General features: G+C 68.1%; 8 protein-coding genes. 4 read left to right on the top strand and 4 right to left on the bottom strand.

Annotated features, from left to right (window positions below):
* The first annotated feature begins 678 nt into the window (after positions 1-678).
* From pks2 to A5655_RS25675, 3 genes are read left to right on the top strand one after another with little or no spacing between them, the layout of a single operon-like run.
* Positions 679-6,957 carry a type I polyketide synthase gene (gene pks2, locus A5655_RS25685; RefSeq protein ID WP_067015515.1) on the top strand — a complete coding sequence of 2,093 codons (6,279 nt, stop codon included), beginning with the start codon at positions 679-681 and terminating at the stop codon, positions 6,955-6,957.
* Between the two features lie 58 nt (positions 6,958-7,015).
* Entirely contained in the window at positions 7,016-8,461 is a 1,446-nt protein-coding gene (locus A5655_RS25680; RefSeq protein ID WP_082978889.1) for a condensation domain-containing protein, read from the top strand.
* A gap of 49 nt (positions 8,462-8,510) precedes the next feature.
* On the top strand, positions 8,511-9,752 hold the full coding sequence (locus A5655_RS25675; RefSeq protein WP_067015512.1) for a glycosyltransferase: 1,242 nt from the start codon (positions 8,511-8,513) through the stop codon (positions 9,750-9,752).
* Positions 9,753-9,766: 14 nt separating this feature from the next.
* On the opposite strand, the gene A5655_RS25670 is transcribed toward A5655_RS25675, so the two are convergent.
* The 3 genes from A5655_RS25670 to A5655_RS25660 are packed head-to-tail and all read right to left on the bottom strand — an operon-like array spanning position 9,767 to position 12,616.
* Positions 9,767-10,600, bottom strand: coding sequence for a hypothetical protein (locus tag A5655_RS25670; RefSeq protein WP_067015509.1), 834 nt, complete (start codon positions 10,598-10,600; stop codon positions 9,767-9,769).
* Entirely contained in the window at positions 10,600-11,847 is a 1,248-nt protein-coding gene (locus A5655_RS25665; protein WP_067015507.1) for a glycosyltransferase, read from the bottom strand. Before A5655_RS25665 ends, A5655_RS25670 begins: the two co-directional genes overlap by 1 nt.
* 16 nt (positions 11,848-11,863) lie before the next feature.
* Positions 11,864-12,616, bottom strand: a complete 753-nt coding sequence (locus tag A5655_RS25660) for a phthiotriol/phenolphthiotriol dimycocerosates methyltransferase (RefSeq protein WP_369807253.1) — start codon at positions 12,614-12,616, stop codon at positions 11,864-11,866.
* Positions 12,617-12,826: 210 nt separating this feature from the next.
* Here A5655_RS25660 and A5655_RS25655 point away from each other — a divergent pair, with 210 nt between their 5' ends.
* Positions 12,827-16,525: an RND family transporter gene (locus tag A5655_RS25655; RefSeq protein ID WP_082978887.1), complete on the top strand. Its 3,699-nt coding sequence runs from the start codon at positions 12,827-12,829 to the stop codon at positions 16,523-16,525.
* 16 nt (positions 16,526-16,541) lie between these two features.
* Here the strand turns inward: A5655_RS25655 and A5655_RS25650 are convergent, their stop codons facing one another.
* Entirely contained in the window at positions 16,542-18,296 is a 1,755-nt protein-coding gene (locus tag A5655_RS25650) for an AMP-binding protein (RefSeq protein ID WP_067015636.1), read from the bottom strand.
* Between the last annotated feature and the right edge of the window lie 88 nt (positions 18,297-18,384).

Here is an 18,384-nt window from a genome sequence, read left to right as displayed (position 1 = left end):
TCCCACGGACGGCACAGGCGCCGGCCGCCCGGGGTGTCGGTTCGGCCTCGAACCGACACGGCAATCACGGCAAAGTATGAGTCTCGCCACAATTTAGTCGGGACTTAAGTTGCAATCTTAAAGATTTCAGCGATTTCCCTGCGGAGTTTCGCAATGGCCCCTACCATGGCGTGATTACGCATCCTCGATGCCGCGCATCGGTGCGTCCAATTTTGGTCTCGTCCCCGGCCCCCGCGGGTCGGGTTGGTGCACGCTGGTCCCCGACCCACGGTGCCGACAACGCCCGTGGTCGGCACCGGTTCGGCCCGGCAAACGCCGGAGACCTTGTCGGACAGCGCCTCTGGCGGCAACGCCGGTATAACACAATCGCCAAATACCGTCCCAAAAGTATGCGTCTGGCCGTTTGACCAAGCCTGGCGTCGACCGGCCGCGACCAGGCCATTGTTAAATTTTTGTACGTTCGCACGATTTTTCCACGCGTGAGAAGCGAAGCCGCTACGCTGCTGATCGCGCCATGTTGTTACGGGTGGGCTTCGATGTGGGGGTCGGTGGGTTTTTTGCGCGTTGCGGCGGAGTTGCCAGCTCGCACAAAAAAATTCGACGAGATTTCTCGAAGCCCAGATAAGAGCGAGCAGCAGTGATAGGAACTTGTGGATAGGCAAGGAGAGGTGAAGGACAGTGGATAAGGCAGGCGTGACTCCGGTTGCCGTCATCGGGATGGCATGCCGGCTGCCAGGGGGCATCAACTCACCTGACCTCTTCTGGGAAGCGTTGCTCCGCGGCGACGACCTTGTCAAAGAAATCCCCGCCGAGCGCTGGGACGTCGACTACTACTACGACCCCGAGCCGGGCGTGCCTGGCCGGTCCGTCTGCAAGTGGGGATCGTTCCTGGACAACGTCGGCGACTTCGACCCCGAGTTCTTCGGCATCACCGAAAAAGAAGCCACCGCGATGGATCCCCAGCACCGGTTGCTGATGGAAACCGCGTGGGAGGCCATGGAACATGCCGGCCTCACCAAAGACACCATGGCCGAGGAAACGGGTGTTTTCGTCGGATTGAACTACGGCGACTACCAATTCGTGCACGCCGCCACCGACGCCTTCGACGGACCGTACGGAAACCCGGGCACCATCTCCTGCATGGCGTCCGGGCGCATCGCCTACGCGCTCGGCCTGCACGGCCCCGCGGTCACGATCGACACCGCGTGCTCTTCCGGCCTGTTCGCGATCCACCAGGCCTGCCGCAGCCTCAACGACGGCGAGAGCAACCTCGCGTTCGCCGGCGGCGTGAACGTGATGATGGAGCCGCGCCGGTCCGCGTCCGCGTCGGCGGGGGGCATGCTCTCGGGCACCGGGCACTGCTACGCGTTCGACGTCAAGGCCGACGGCTTCGTCTCCGGCGAGGGCTGCGTCGTGCTGCTGCTCAAGCGGTTGACCGACGCGCAGCGCGACGGCGACCGGATCCTCGGTGTGATCCGCGCCACGGCCGCCAACCAGGACGGCCACACCATGAACATCGCGATGCCGTCCGGCGAGGCGCAGGCCGCGGTTTACCGCGCGGCGCTCGCGGCGGCCGGCGTCGACGCCGGCACCGTCGGCATGGTCGAGGCGCACGGCACGGGTACTTCCGTCGGTGACCCGATCGAATACGGCAGCCTGGCCGAGGTCTACGGCATCGGCAACCCCTGCGTGCTCGGCGCCTCGAAGACGAACTTCGGGCACACCCAGGCGGCCGCCGGTGCGCTGGGAATGATGAAGGCGGTTCTCTCCGTCCAGCACGGCGTGGTCCCGAAGAACCTGCACTTCGAGAGCCTGCCCGACGAGATGGCCCGGATCGACACCGGATTGTTTGTGCCGCAAGAGATTACGCCGTGGCCGCTGAGCGGCGACCAGCCGCGGCGGGCGGCGGTGTCGGCGTACGGGATCTCCGGCACCAACGTGCACGCCATCGTCGAGGAGGCTCCCGAGCCCATTTCGCGCAACGGCGCGGCGACCCGGCCGGGCCGCGACGGCACCCTGCTGTTCCCGCTGTCGGCCACCTCGGACGACAGCCTGCGCGAAACCGCCGCCCGGCTGGCGGACTGGGTCGAGGCCCACGCCACCGAGGTGGCGGCGCCGGACCTGGCCTACACGCTCGCGCGCAAGCGCGGACACCGCTCGGTGCGCACCACCGTGCTGGCCAGCGACACCCCGGAGCTGCTGGCGGCCCTGCGGGACGTCGCCAACGGTGACGCCCTGTTCCAGGAGGTCGTCGGCCAGGAGGAGCGCGGCCCGGTGTGGGTGTTCTCCGGGCAGGGGTCGCAGTGGGCCACCATGGGCACCGACCTGCTGGCGAACGAGCCCGCGTTCGCGGCGGCCATCGCGGAGATCGAGCCGCTGATCGCCCACGAGTCCGGGTTCTCCGTGACCGAGGCGCTGACCGCCCCCGAGAAGGTCACCGGCATCGACCGGGTGCAGCCGACGATCTTCGCGATGCAGGTCGCGCTGGCGGCCACGATGAAGTCCTACGGCGTCCGGCCCGGCGCGGTGATCGGCCACTCGATGGGCGAGTCCGCGGCGGCCGTCGTCGCCGGAGCGCTGTCGCTCGAGGACGGGGTGCGGGTCATCTGCCGCCGCTCGCGGCTGATGACCAAGATCGCCGGCTCGGGCGCGATGGCATCCGTGGAACTGCCTGCCCAGCAAGTGCTTTCGGAGCTGATGGCTCGCGGCGTCAATGACGCCGTGGTGGCCGTGGTGGCCTCGCCGCAGTCCACCGTCATCGGCGGCGCGACCGAGACGGTCCGCGAGCTGGTCGCGGTGTGGGAGCAGCGCGAGGTGATGGCCCGTGAGGTGGCCGTCGACGTGGCGTCGCATTCGCCGCAGGTCGACCCGATCCTCGACGAGCTCTACGACGTGCTGGCCGAGATCGAGCCGCTCACCCCGGAGGTCCCGTACTACTCGGCCACGTCGTTCGACCCGCGCGAGGAGCCGTACTGCGACGCCAACTACTGGGTCGACAACCTGCGCCACACCGTGCGGTTCTCGGCCGCGGTGCAGGCGGCGCTGGAAGACGGCTACCGCGTGTTCGGCGAGCTCTCGCCCCACCCACTGCTGACCCACGCGGTCGACCAGACCGCCCGCAGCCTGGACATGACGGTCGCCGCGCTCGCCGCGATGCGGCGCGAACAGCCGCTGCCGCACGGGCTGCGCGGCCTGCTGGGTGACCTGTACGCCACCGGTGCCACGGTCGACTTCTCCGTGCTGTACCCGGGCGGTCACCTGGTGGACGCGCCGCTGCCCGCATGGACGCACCGTTCGCTGCTGTTGAGCCGCGAAGGGCACAGCTCGCGCGCGCTGGCCTCCAGCGTCGCGGTGCACCCGCTGATGGGCCAGCACGTGCGCCTGCCCGAGGAGCCGGAGCGCCACGTCTGGCAGGCCGACATCGGCACCGCGACCCTGCCCTGGCTGGCCGACCACCAGGTCCACGGCACCGCCACGCTGCCGGGTGCGGCCTACTGCGAGATGGCGCTGGCCGCGGCCCGCACCGTCTTCGGCGAGGCATCCGAGGTTCGCGACGTCCGCTTCGAGCAGATGCTGATGCTCGACGAGGAAACCCACATCAGCCTCACCGCCACCGCGGAGACGCCCGGCACCCTCACCTTCGCGGTGGAAACCAACGAGGACGGCGTGCAGGCACGACGCGCGTCCGCGGTGCTGCACGACGTCGACGACGAAGACGTGCCGACCGCGCAGGACATCGACGAGCTGCTGGAGACGCACCCGAGCCGGCTGGAGGGCTCCGACCTCCGCGACGCGATGGACCTGTGCGGCATCCAGTACGGCCCGGCCTTCACCGGGCTGGCCGGCGCGCACACCGCCGAGGGAACCGGCACCACGGTGCTCGCCGAGATCGGCCTGCCCAGCGTGATCCGGACCCAGCAGACGAATTACGGGGTCCACCCCGCGCTGCTGGACGCCTGCTTCCAGTCGGTCGCCGCGCACCCCAGCGTCGCCAACGCCAGCCTGGGCGGCCTGCTGTTGCCGCTGGGCGTCCGCCGGCTTCGGGTCCACGGCCCCGTCAGCACCGCCCGCTACTGCTACTCACGGGTGACCTCGGCGAGCGGCGGAGCCGTCGAGGCCGACCTCGACGTACTGGACAAGCACGGCACCGTGCTGCTGACCGTCCGCGGCCTGCAGATGGGCACCGGCATCTCGCCGAGCGGCGAGCGGGCCAAGCTGATGGCCGAGCGCCTGCTGACCGTGGAGTGGCAGCAACGCCAGCTGCCCGAGGCCGCCGCCGAGACCGGCGCGTGGCTGCTGATCAGCACCTCCGACGCCGCCGACCTCGTGGCGACGGCGCTCACCGACGCGATGAAGCTGCACGACGCGGAAGCCAAGACCCTGTCCTGGCCGCAGCAGGCCGACCACCAGGCCATGGCCGGGCGGCTGCGCGACGAGGTCGAGAAGGGCGAGTTCGCCGGCGTGGTCGTGGTCACCGAGCCGAAGAACGGCAACCCGGACGACGAAAGCGCCGTGCGTGGCGGTGATTTGGTCCACCACCTGGTGCGCATCGCCCGCGAGCTGCCGGAGCTCCAGGGCGAGTCGCCCCGGTTGTTCGTCCTCACCCGCAACGCGCAAAAGGTGCTGTCGGAGGACGTTCCCAACCTCGACCAGGGCGGGCTGCGCGGCCTGCTGCGGGTGATCGGCGCCGAGCACCCGCACCTGCACACCACCCACATCGACGTCGACGAGCAGACCGGCGCCGAGCAGGTGGTGCGCCAGCTGCTGATGACGGGCCCGGGAGAGGACGAGACGGCCTGGCGCAACGACGAGTGGTACAGCGCGCGCCTGTGCCCCACCCCGCTGCGTCCCGAGGAGCGGCTGTCCACCGTCATCGATCACGAGACCGCCGGGATGCGCATGCAGATCCGCACGCCGGGTGACCTGCAGACGATGGAGTTCGCCTCCTTCGACCGCGTTCCGCCGGGACCGGGCCAGATCGAGGTGGCCGTCACCGCGTCGAGCATCAACTTCGCCGATGTCCTGAACGCGTTCGGCCGCTACCAGAGCCTGGACAACATCCTGCCGCAGCTGGGCACGGATTTCGCGGGCGTGGTCACCGCCGTCGGACCCGACGTCACCAACCACAAGGTCGGTGACCACGTCGGCGGCATGTCGCCCAATGGCTGCTGGGCCACGTTCGTCACCTGTGACGCGCGCCTGGCCACCACGCTGCCCGAGGGGCTGAGCGACGCGCAGGCGGCCGCGGTGACCACCGCGCACGCCACGGCCTGGTACGGCCTGAACGAACTGGCCCGCATCCAGGCCGGCGACAAGGTGCTGATCCACTCCGGCACCGGCGGGGTCGGCCAGGCGGCGATCGCCATCGCCCGCGCCGCGGGGGCCGAGATCTTCGCCACGGCCGGTAGCGAGCAGCGTCGACAGCTGTTGCGCGACATGGGAATCGAGCATGTCTACGACTCGCGCACCGTCGAGTTCGCCGAGGCGATCCGCCGCGACACCGACGGCTACGGCGTGGACATCGTGCTCAACTCGGTGACCGGTGCGGCGCAGCTGGCCGGGATCAAACTGCTCGCGCTCGGTGGGCGGTTCGTCGAGATCGGCAAGCGCGACATCTACGGGGACACCAAGCTGGGTCTCTTCCCGTTCCGCCGCAACCTGGCGTTCTGGGGCGTCGACCTGGGCCTGATGTCCGTGAGCCACCCCAGCCAGGTCAGCCAGGTGCTGAGCACCGTCTACCGGTTGACCGCCGAGGGTGCGCTGCCGATGCCCGAGAGCACGCACTACCCGCTCTCCGAGGCGGCCACGGCGATTCGCGTGATGAGCGCGGCCGAACACACCGGCAAGCTCATCCTCGACATCCCGCGGGCCGGCCGCAGCAGCGTGGTGCTGCCGCCGGAGCAGGCGCCGGTCTTCCGGCGCGACGGCTCCTACATCATCACCGGTGGCCTGGGTGGCCTCGGGCTGTTCCTGGCCGAGAAGATGGCCGCGGCCGGCGCGGGCCGGATCGTGCTCACCTCGCGTTCCGAGCCCTCGCAGAAGGCGCTTGAAACGATCGAGCTCGTCCGAGCGATAGGTTCTGACGTGATCGTGGAGTGCGGCGACATCGCCCAGGCTGACGTCGCTGCGCGGCTGGTGGCCACGGCGACCGCCACCGGCCTGCCGTTGCGGGGCGTGCTGCACGCGGCCGCGGTGGTCGAGGACGCGACCCTGACCAACATCACCGACGAGCTGATCGACCGCGACTGGGCGCCAAAGGTGTACGGCGCGTGGAACCTGCACGAGGCCACCGCATCCGCGGACCTGGACTGGTTCTGCTCGTTCTCGTCGGCGGCCGCCCTGCTGGGCTCGCCGGGCCAGGGCGCCTACGCCGCGGCCAACAGCTGGCTGGACGCCTTCACCCACTGGCGGCGCGCGCAGGGCTTGCCGGCCACGGCGATCGCCTGGGGTGCCTGGGGCGAGATCGGCCGCGGTGCGGACTTCGCCGAAGGCAGCGGCGCCGCGATCGCTCCCGACGAGGGTGCGTACGCGTTCGAGGCGCTGCTGCGCCACGACCGCGCGTACACGGGCTACAGCCCCCTCATCGGGACGCCGTGGATCGCCTCCTTCGCGGAACGCAGCAAGTTCCTCGAGATGTTCAAGTCGGCCGGCGAAAAGCGTTCGGGCTCAAGCAAACTGCGCGCCGAGCTGTCCGACCTGCCGCTCGACGAGTGGCCCACCCGGCTGCGGCGCCTGCTCTCCGAGCAGATCGGCCTGATCCTGCGCCGCAACATCGACGTGGACCACCCGCTTTCCGAGTACGGCCTCGACTCGCTGGGCAATCTCGAATTGCGCACGCACATCGAGGCGCAGACGGGGGTACGCATCACCTCAGCCGACATCACCACGGTGCGCGGCTTGGCGGATCACCTGTTTTCGAAGCTGGCTCCTAAGGAGGACGCTGCGGCACCCGCGTGAGATAGGTCCTACGTCAAAGTCGACTGCACTGCTTAGGCCGGTATTTAAGGAGGGAAACGTGTTCATAGGTGGAGGCTCTGAGCACGACAGCCTGCGAGTGGGCAACGCGTACGACTGGTACCCGGGCGCGGGTTCGGTCGTGACGTGGCAGCCCACGCCCGGCTGCATCGCGAAGGCTCGCCAGGCGCCGGTGAGCCCGGTGCCGGCCAGCTCCATGCAGGCGGGTCACCTACGCGGGTTCGTCGAGTTCCGCGAGCGCGGGCTGGATTACTCGCGGGCGATCATGGGGTCCTGGGATGTGCCCGGGCGCTGCGACATCCGCGCGATGACCTACGTCATCAACGCGCACATCCGTCGCCACGCGACGTACCACAGCTGGTTCGAGTACACCGACGAGAAGAACATCGTCCGGCACACCCTGAAGAACCCGCGCGACATCAACTTCGTCGCGAAGGAGTACGGCGTGATGACGGAGCTCGAGTGGCGTGAGCACGTGCTCGCGACGCCCGACCCGCTGCAGTGGGACTGCTTCCGGTTCGGCATCGTCCAGCACGAGGACCGCTTCGCGCTGTACGCGGTCGTCGACCACCTGCACTGCGATCCGATGTTGCTCGCCGGGCTGTACGTCGAGATCTTGATGAACTACACCGCGCTCATCGAGGGCAAGGCGCCGGTCGCGCTGCCGCCGGCGGCCAGCTACGACGACTTCTGCATGCGGGAGCACAACATCGTGTCCGGGATGACGCTGGAGTCCCCGGAGGTGCGCAAGTGGATCGAGTTCGCCGAGGCCAACGGCGGGACCCTGCCCGACTTCCCGTTGCCGCTGGGCGACCAGTCGATTCCCTGCGGCGGTGACACCCATGTCGAGCGGCTGCTCGGCCCGGACCAAACGGCCCAGTTCGAGGCGCTGTGCCAGCAGGCGGGCGCCCGGTTCAGCGGTGGCCTGTTCGCCTGCGCCGCCCTGGCTCAATACGAATTGAGCGGCGCGGAAACGTATTACGGGCTTACCCCCACCGACAAGCGGAAGAGCCCGGCGGACTTCATGACGGTGGGCTGGTTCACCGGCGTGGTGCCGTTCACTGTTCCCGTCGACCCGAACTCGTTCGAGGAAACGGCCCGCGCCGCGCAGGCCTCCTTCGACGCGAACATGGATCTGGCGAACGTGCCGTTCGACCGCGTGCTGGAATTGGCTCCCTGGCTACGTAAGCACGGACCGCAGTTCACCATGATGAGCTACATGGACGCGGGCCTTCCTCCGCTGTCCGGCATCGTCGCCACCGCGCTGGACGGCGTGAACGCGACGGCGTTCACCGACGGCCGCAGCCCGGCGTACATGTACTCCACGGTGTTCCGGCTGTTCGACGAGGTCTCCATCATGGTGTCCTACCCGAACAACCCGGTCGCCCGCGAGTCCGTGATTCGCTACACGGAGGCCTTGAAGTCGGTGTTCGACCGGGTCGTCGCGGGCAAGCTGGCCGCGGTTCCGGTTCGCGTAGCCAGGTAAGCTGCGAAGCGCTTCGTCCTCGAGCGAAGTGGAAGGCGAAGCTCCGTCGATGAAGTTTGTCTTGGCGGCCCACGGTACCCGCGGCGACATCGAGCCCGGCGCCACGGTGGGCGTGGAACTGCGGCGCCGCGGGCACGATGTCCGAATGGCGGTGCCGCCCAACCTGGTTGACTTCGTCGAGTCGGCCGGGGTGCCCGCCGTCCCCTACGGTCCGGACACGCGCGAGCAGGTGGTGGCCGTCGCGGACTTCACCCACAACGCCTTCAAGCCCCAGAACCCGGTCAACTTCATGCACACCTTCAGGTCGCTCTTCGTCGAGGGCTGGGCGGAGATGAGCCGGACGCTAACCTCGCTGGCCGACGGGGCGGACCTGCTGCTGACGGGCCAGACCTACCACGGGGTCGTGGCGAATGTCGCGGAATACCACGACATTCCGGTGGCGGGGCTACATCACTTCCCGGTGCGGGTCAACGGTCAGATCGGCGTTCCGTTTCTGCCGTCGCCGGCGCCGGCCGTCCGCACCACGCTGTCGGCGGGCTGGTGGCTGTATTCGCGTTTCACCAAGCCGGACGAGGACGCGCAGCGGCGCGAACTGGGCCTGCCGCGCACCACGGTTCCCGCGTGGCAGCGGATGGCCGGGACACTCGAAATCCAGGCCTACGACCGGGCGCTGTTCCCCGGCCTCGCGGCGGAGTGGGATGGCAAGCGCCCCTTCGTGGGTTCGCTGACCCTGGAGTTGGCCGCGGACACCGACGACGAGGTCGCGTCGTGGATCGCGGCGGGGAAGCCGCCGATTTACTTCGGTTTCGGCAGCACACCGGTCCGGTCCCCCGCCGAGACGGTGGCCATGATCGCCGACGCCTGCGCCGAGCTGGGCGAACGGGCCCTGATCTGCTCGCGGGCGCGGGACCGCGGCGTTCCCGATTTCGACCACGTGAAGGTCGTCGCGGCGGTCAATCACGCCGCCATATTTCCGACCTGTCGCGCGGTCGTGCACCACGGCGGCTCCGGCACCACGGCGGCGGGGTTGCGCGCGGGCGTCCCGGCGCTGATCCTCTGGATCACCTCCGATCAGCCGATCTGGGCGGCCCAGGTCAAACGGCTGAAAGTCGGTTCCGCCAAGAAACTTTCGCACATGACCCGCAAATCGTTGGTCAGGCAGCTGCGCAAGATCCTCGCACCGGACTGCGTGGCCCGGGCCCGCGAGATCGCGCCGCAGATGTCCAGACCGGCCGTCGGCGTGGTTGCCGCCGCCGACCTGCTGGAGCAGACCGTCCGCGTCGGCGTCTGAAACGGCCCGTGCCGCTAGGGGTTCCGGCTGGCGGCGGCGTCGTGCCCGACGAGCGGGAAAGACCTGTACCACTTGCGGTGGTGCGCCGCGCCCATCTCGCGCAGGATTCCCATGGCCGCGAACCAGCCGTGCGTCTTGCGCAACCCCAGGATCATCGCGCGGCTGGAGCCCCAGTGGTACTTCAGGCCGCCGAAGTGGACCTTCGCGGTCCTGCGCCCAAAATGGTTGACGTAGGCCATTTCCGTCGTGTAGACACCGAATCCGGCTTTTCGTGCCCGCAGCGCGAGGTCGAGATCCAGCCCCCAGCCGTAGCGCCCGAAGGTGTCGAGATCCATTCCCCCGACGGCGTCCCAGCATTCCCGCGACATCACCAGCGCCGTCCCCTCGATGGCGGGCACCACCCGATACCGCGGCTGCGGAACGTAACTCGCGGCGTCCGGTATCCCCTCGATCACCGCGTACGGGAACCCGATGTTGAACAGCGGCCCCACCATCCCGACGTCCGCGGGCAGGCGCGGGTCGAGCAGGGCGGCGACGAATCCCCGGGAGAGCCGGGTGTCGTTGTTGAGCGTCATCGCGTGGGAGTAGCCCTCCGCGAACGCAGTTCGGAACCCGAGCTCGCTGCCCCCGGCCCAGCCCAGGTTCGTGCCGGGCGTGGCCACGCGCTCGTTGCCGACCTTGGGGTAATCGCCGCGATTGTCGACGATCAGGTAGTCGGCGCCCTCGCGCTCCAAATCGGCTATCAGCGCGTGTGTGTACTCGTGCTGCCCGTAAACCGGCACGGTGATCAGTAAGGACACCACCGGAGCGTACCCCGGGCCGCGCGACCCCGCGGGACGTTCCGGCATCAGCCGAAACCCTCGCGTCGGGCGGCTTTTTCCAGCAGATCGGCGGCGTTGGCGACGCTCTCGGCGGGCTTGGTCATCCGCGAGGCGATGTCACGCGCCCGGCTGACGTACGCGGGCGCGAGGATCGACGCGAGGTCGGCGACCAGCGTTTTGCGGGTGGTGCTGGAGAATCGCCGCGCCGAGCCGACTTTCAGCTGTTTGACCTGGGCCGCCCAGATCGGCTGATCGGAGGTGATCCAGAGGATCAGCGCCGGGACGCCCGCGCGCAACCCCGCCGCCGTGGTGCCGGAGCCGCCGTGGTGCACGACCGCGCGACAGGTCGGAAATATGGCGGCGTGATTGACCGCCGCGACGACCTTCACGTGGTCGAAATCGGGAACGCCGCGGTCCCGCGCCCGCGAGCAGATCAGGGCCCGTTCGCCCAGCTCCGCGCAGGCCCCGCCGATCATGGTGACCAGATCCGCGAGCGACCCGACGGGCATGCTGCCGAACCCGAAATAGATCGGCGGCGTTCCGGCGGTGATCCAGGACGCGACCTCGTCGTCGGCGTCGGTCGGCGACTCCATGGTCAACGCGCCGACGAACGGCCGCCGGGCACCCCACTCCGCCGCCAGCCCGGGGAAGCACAGCTCGTCGTAGGCCTGGATCTCCAACGCGCCCTGTTCTGACATGCGTTGCGGCGCGGGGCAAGTCGCCTTCGGCAGACCCAGATCCCGGCGCTGCTCGTCCTCGGCGCCCCGGGTGAACCGCCAGTACATCCAGTCGAGGGTTTTCATCGTCGAGCGCACCACCGGCGCGGGCAGTCGCGCGGGAAAAGCCACCTGGCCGTTGGGCCGCATCGGGTAGAAGTGCAGCGCAGCCAGCGGAATGTCGTAGCGCTCGGCCACATTGGCGGCGATCTCCTGATAGAGCTGGCCGGTCAGCAGCAGGTCGACCCCGTCCGCGAGCGTCTTGAGCGCGGCGCCCAGCTCCTCGTAGCCCGCCCTGACCGGCTCCATGGCCTCGCGCGCCAACTTGACCGGATTTTGGATCTTCCACGAGTTATGCAGGAAGTCCTCGTCGAGCTGCTGCTGGGAATCCCGCTGCCCGTAGGCGACGGCGGGCAGCCCGGCGGACTCGACGAAACCAATCAGGTTGGGCGGCACCGCCACCCGCACCTCGTGCCCGCGACGCTGCAGCTCCCGGCCGATGGCGGCGCACGGCTCGATATCGCCGCGAGTTCCGTAGCTCGCCAACGCAAACTTCATGACGGAGTCGAGCCCATCAATCCTTGACGAAGTGATAGACGCGATAAGAGAAGCCCCCGGCGCGGCGCAGATCCCAATCCATCACCCCGACGCCGTAACGGATCAGGGAGTTCATGAATCCCGGCAATCGGTCGCTGATCTGCTGCTGGGTCCGGTGCGTGTTGGCGTCCAGCCCGCGCTTGGCCTCGGCGTCGATGTCCCGTTCCGAGACCTTGCGCAGCGGCGCGGCGGCCAGCGCCGCCTCCCACTCGGCGACGACAGGAGCGCGACGCGAATCGGTGTACAGGAAATGCCCCCCGGGCCGCAGCACACGCGCCACCTCCTCGAGGAACCGAGCGAAGTGGGGGTACTGGTGGGAGGCCTCGACGTTGACCACCGCGTCGAACGAGCCGTCGGGGAAGGGCAGGTTCTCCGCGTCGCCCTGCACGAAATCCAGGCCGGGCAGCTGGTGCCGTTCCCGGCACTTGTCGATGCTGGCGGGGTTGAGGTCCAACCCCGTGTAGGCGGCCGGGCCGAGGTTTCGCACGATGTAGGACGCGCCCCCGCCCGCCCCGCAACTGACCTCCAGCACCTTCTTGCCGGTGAGATCGGTCTGCGAGGCGGTCACGTGATAGAGCTGGATGCAGTACCGGTTGGGTTCGTCGGATGCCGCCAACGGCAGGCCCATCGGCGGGTCCTCTTCGTAGCCGAAGTTGAAGAAGACCACGTCGTCGCCGACCTGGCGGGTGCCAAGGGGCAGAAAGTACTTCGTGGTGAGCTTGCCGACCAGTGGGTTGGATTGCAGGCGGTATTTGAGAGCCACGGGGAGAGTGTTGCACGGATCCGCGGCGCTACGCGCCGAATAGCCGCCTTGACCTCTTCGAGACCCGCAATTGCGGGCCTGACCAGCGCGTTCACTTCAAGATCACAGCAATGTCACGGTCACCGTTTAGATCTTGATTACCCCACGCGAGTGTGGGCTGGATTGTAGGGTGGTTGGGTGTCGAGCCGGACTGGCACGGGCGAGGCAGCCAAGCCTGGGGGAATCTTCGACCGCATAGGCGACATCGTCGTGCGGTGGCCCCTGCTTGTCATCGCCGCGTGGATCGGGTTCGCGGTCACCCTGGCACTGGTCTTCCCCCCGCTGCCGGTGCAGGCCAGCAAGCGCGAGCCGAAGGCCTTGCCCGACAACGCCCCGACGGTGGTCGTCAACCAGGAAATGGCCAAGGCCTTCGCCATGCCCGGCGCCCCCAAAGCCCCCGGAGACGCCAAGAAGGCGGGAGACGCCGCCGGGGCCGGCGGCGGCGACAATCCGCTGGGCGGCGGCGGTTCCCTGCTGATGATCCTGCTCAGCGACGAGAACGGCATCACACCCGCCGACGAGGCCCTCTACGCCAGGCTGGTGGACAAGCTGCGCCAGGACACGGCCGACAAGCTGACGGTGCAGGACTTCCTGACCAACCCCCAGATGCGCGAGGTCCTGGCCAGCAAGGACGGCAAGGCCTTCATCCTGCCGATCTCGTTCCCCGGCGCGGGCACCGCGCCGTCGACGATCGCGGCCTACCACCACGTCAAAGACATCGCCAAAGAGGTCACCGCGGGAACCTCGCTGACCGCCCACGTCAGCGGGCCGCTGGCCACGATCGCCGATGCGACCGAAATGGCGCTGGAAGACGCCCATTTCATTGAGATCGGCACCGTGGTCTCGGTGCTGCTCATTCTTTTCATGATCTATCGCAACATCATCACGATGTTGGTGCCGCTGATCAACATCGGTGCGTCCATCGGGACGTCGCAGGGCGTCCTGTCCGGGCTGAGCGAGATCGGCCTGCCGTTCGCCCTGCAGACCCTGGTCCTGATGACCGCCGTCATGGTCGGGGCGGGAACGGACTATGCCGTCTTCCTGATCAGCCGCTATCACGACTACGTGCGAAAGGGCCACCCGTCCGACGAAGCCGTGAAGATGGCGTTGATGTCGATCGGCAAGGTGATCGCCGCGTCGGCGGCCACCGTCGCGGTCGCGTTCCTCGCGATGGTCTTCACCAAGCTGGAAGTGTTTTCGACTGTCGGCCCGGCGATTTCGATTTCGGTCATCGTGGCGTTCCTGTGTGCCGTCACGCTGTTGCCGGCGCTGTTGGTGCTGGCCGGGCGTCGCGGCTGGATCAAGCCCCGACGCGAGCTGACCACCCGGATGTGGCGCATCATGGGCACCCGCGTCGTGCGCCGGCCCCGCATCCACCTGGTCGGCAGCCTGATCGTGCTCATCGGTTTGGCCAGTTGCACGGCCGTGATGCGGTTCAACTACGACGACCTCAAGACGATGCCCGCGTCCGTGGACAGCTCCAAGGGCTATGACGTGATGAATCGCCATTTCCCGGCGAACGCGCTGACACCGATGGTGCTGTTCATCAAATCGCCATCGCACGACTTGAGGACGCCGGCCGCCCTCGCCGACCTGGAGCAGATGGCCGCCCGGGTGAGCCAACTGCCCGACATCACGATGGTGCGCGGCCTGACCCGGCCCAACGGCGAACCGCTGGAGCAGACCAAGATCTCGTTCCAGGCCGGTGAGGTCGGCAGCAAGCTCGATGACGGATCCCGCCAGATCAACGAGCACGGGAACGACCTGGACCGGCTGGTCAACGGCTCCAATCAGTTGGCCGACGCCCTGGCGATGCTGCGCGATCAGGTCAGCGGCGCCCTGACCAGCCTCGGCCCGGCGGTCTCGGCGCTGACGGCGATGGAGCAAATGGCCGGTGGCGACCGCACCATCGCCGCGCTCGACCAGGGCGCCGCCCTCACCGGGCAGATGAAGACCCTCGGCGACAACCTCAACATGTCCACCGTGAACACCGAGAACATCGCCGCGTGGGCCAGCCCGATGCTGAACGCCCTCAACAACAGCCCGGAATGCAACACCGACCCGGGGTGCGTGAGCTCACGGTCCGGTTTGGCCGCGATGGTGCAGGCAAACAACGACGGCACCCTCAACTCGATCAAGATCATGGCCCACAACCTGCAAGCGGCCGGCAAAACGCAGACGGTCGGGCAGACGTTGAACACCGCCCAGCAAGGCCTGTCCCAGGCCTCCGCCGCCATGAAGACGATCAGGGACCTGCAGACCACCATGAGCCAGGCGCAACAGGGCGCCAACGCGCTCGCCGACGGCAGCCGCGCGATCGCGGGTGGGGTGAAACAACTCGTCGATTCGACCAGGCAGATCGGCAGCGGCCTCAACGAGGCGTCGCAATTCCTGCTGAGCATGAAGCACGACACCGACAACAAGCCGTCGATGTCCGGTTTCAATATCCCCCCGCAGATCCTGACGAGGGACGAGTTCAAGCAGGGCGCGGCGATCTTCCTGTCCCCCGACGGGCACGCGGCGCGGTACCTGATCCAGAGCGGGCTCAACCCGTTCTCCACCGATGCCATGGATCAGATCCCGAAGATCATCAAGGCCGCGCAGTCGGCGCAGCCCAACACCGAACTGTCGGACGCCACGGTGCAGGTGGCGGGTGTGCCGAGCGGTCTCGCCGACACGCGTGACTATTACAACAACGACATCGGCTACATCGTCTTCGCCACGATCATGATCGTGTTCCTGATCCTGGTCGGCCTGCTGCGGGCGGTCGTCGCGCCGCTGTACCTGATCGGGTCGGTGCTGCTGTCGTACCTGTCGGCAATGGGCTTGGGCGTCCTGGTGTTCCAGCTGCTGCTCGGGCAGAACCTGCACTGGAGCCTGCCCGGGCTGTCCTTCATCCTGCTCGTCGCGGTCGGCGCGGACTACAACATGCTGCTCATCTCGCGCATCCGCGACGAATCCCCGCACGGCGTGCGGGTCGGCGTCATTCGCACCGTCGGTTCGACCGGGGGCGTCATCACGTCGGCCGGCCTGATCTTCGCCGCCTCGATGTTCGGGTTGATGAGCGCCAGCATCTACACCATGGCCGAGGCCGGCTTCATCCTCGGGATGGGCATCCTGATCGACACGTTCCTGGTGCGCTCGATCACGGTGCCGGCCATGGCCGCGCTGATCGGCCAAAAGAACTGGTGGCCTTCGCATCTCGGCAAGACCCCCGCCCAGGTTTACGCGGCCCACCAGAAGAAGCAGCACCAGCTGAATCAGCTGGCGGACCAGCTGGTCAAGATGAAGGTGATCCCCAGCCCGGCCGCCCTGGCCCCGGCGGCCGCTTCCCCGGCGGCGAACGGTGCCCCTCAACCGTTGATCCCCGACGACCTGCTCGTTCGCCTGAAACTCGTCCCGCCGGGGCACAAGCCGCGGACCAAGTCGCGCGGGACACGGCCCGCCGGCGCCGCCCCCGCCAAGACCGGGAAACGGCCGAAGCGCCAACGCCTTTCCAACCACGCGCTCCCGCTGTTCGACCTCAGCCGCGTGCCGGGCCAGGTGACCGACGATCTGCGCGATTCGGCGCCGGATTACACCACGCCCACCAACGGCAACGGCAAGCACAAGAGCGATCGCTACCTCGGCCACTCACTGCCGCTGTTCGGCCAGGACTTCCTGTCGCCCCGGCCGATCACCGTCGGCGCCAACGGGAATGGGCACTCGAACGGCAACGGGCACGGCGACCAATCGGCCGACGACGACCTCGGCAACCCGCTGCCGCTGTTCGGGACGAGCGCCCCGTCGCAGCGGGGCGCCAACGGCAACGGGCACGGCAAGCGCCCGCTGCTCTAGCCTCGGGAATCTTTGACTAGCCGTCCAACCGGACGAACTCGTCCTGCCGGTAGAGCTCGACGCACTGCGACCGGCGGATCTTGCCGCTGGTGGTGATGGGAATCGAACCCGGCGATACCAGAACGAGGTCCGCCACCTTCAGGCCGTGAGACTTCGAAATCGCCGACGTCACTTCACGTTTGACGCCGCGCAGCTTGTCCGCGGCCTCCTCCTCGGAGCCGCCGCGCTTCTTCATCTCGATGATCGCCACCAGCTTCTCGACGCCCTTGTCGGGGACGGCGATCGCCGCGCAACGGCCCGCGGTGATCTCCTGGATGGTCGCCTCGATGTCGTCGGGAGAATGGTTGCGCCCGTACACGATCAACAGGTCCTTGATCCGGCCGATGATGAACATCTCGCCCGTTGAGAAGAAGCCCGAGTCGCCCGTTCTCAGCCACGGCCCCTCGGGTGTGCCCTGCGACGGCTCGACGATCTTCGCGCCGAAGGTGCGGGCGGTCTCCTCCGGCTTCTGCCAATAGCCGGCGGCGACGTTCTCGCCGTGCACCCAGATCTCGCCGACCGTCCCCTCCGGGCACTCGCGACCGGTGTCGGGGTCGACGATGCGGTGCAGCATCGATTTGGGGTCACCGTAACTGACGAGCGGTGTGCCGCTTCCGCTTTCACACCGCACCGCCTCGCCACCGGGCAGTTTCTCGGAATCGAAATAGCCGATCTCGGGCGGGTCGCCCACCTGGCGGGTCGACATGTACACCGTGGCCTCCGCCATGCCGTAGCAGGGCCGCAGCGCCCGGGGGTCGAAGTTGAAGGGGGCGAACCGGTCCGTGAATCGCTTGAGCGTCGCCGGCTGCACGCGCTCGCTGCCGTTGAGGATCGTGTGAACGACGCCGAGGTCGTGCCCGACCATGTCGTCGTCGGAGGTCTTGCGCACCGCGAGCTCGTAGGCGAAGTTCGGCCCGGCCGAGATCGTGCAGTCGTGCTGGGCCATCATGTGCATCCAGCGGGCCGGTCGCTGCAAAAAGCCCACCGGGCTGGACAGCACCGTCGGTACGCCGGCCAGGATCGGCATGATGATCCCCAACAGCAGGCCCATGTCGTGGTAGAGCGGCAGCCAGGTCACCACCGTCATGCCGGGAGGCGCCACCCCGCCCTCGGGCGCGAAGAAGTCGCCCATGATCTGCTCGAAGTTGGCGAAGACGTTCTTGCTCGAGACCATGACACCCGCGGGCGTACGGGTGGAGCCGGACGTGTACTGCAGGTAGATGAAGTCCGACCCGTCGATGGCGCCGGGCCGGGGCCGCGGGCCGGTGGGCCGCTGCCGAGTCTCCAGGTCCAGCAAATCGAGTTCGACGATCGTGGGCGCGGATTGCCCCTGCTGCGACTGCACGGACGCGGCGACGTTGTCGATGACCGCGGACGTCGTCAGGACGACGGCGGGCGAGGTGTCGGCCAGCACCGAGATGGTCCGTTCGTCGTGCGCACCGCCGTAGGGAACCGAAAGCGGTACGGCGACAAGCCCGGCCTGCAGGGCGCCGAGAAAGCCCAGGATGTAATCGAGTCCATTGGGGGCGAGGATGAGCGCCCGATCGCCGGTCGACGCGCCGGCCCTCAGCTGTTCGCCGAGGTTGACAACGCGCTTGTATAGCTGCGACCACGTCAGGGTGTGTGCGACGCCGTCCCAATCCTGGTCGTAATCAAGGAATGTGAACGCTGCGTCGTTGGGCTGCAGGCTCGCGCGTTCGCGCAGCACAGCGGGTATGGATGACTGAACCACGGACAACACACTACCTTCGTCGAAAGGATTTCCGGCCCGGAACGGGCAGGTTACAACCGGCACGACCCCCGGTCTCCCCCGCGCGCAA

Origin of the sequence: Mycobacterium sp. 1081908.1 (assembly GCF_001673535.1) — a bacterium.
GTDB lineage: Bacteria > Actinomycetota > Actinomycetes > Mycobacteriales > Mycobacteriaceae > Mycobacterium.
Note: the sequence above shows the minus strand (reverse complement) of the source record. Positions and strands in the feature narration are given on the sequence as shown.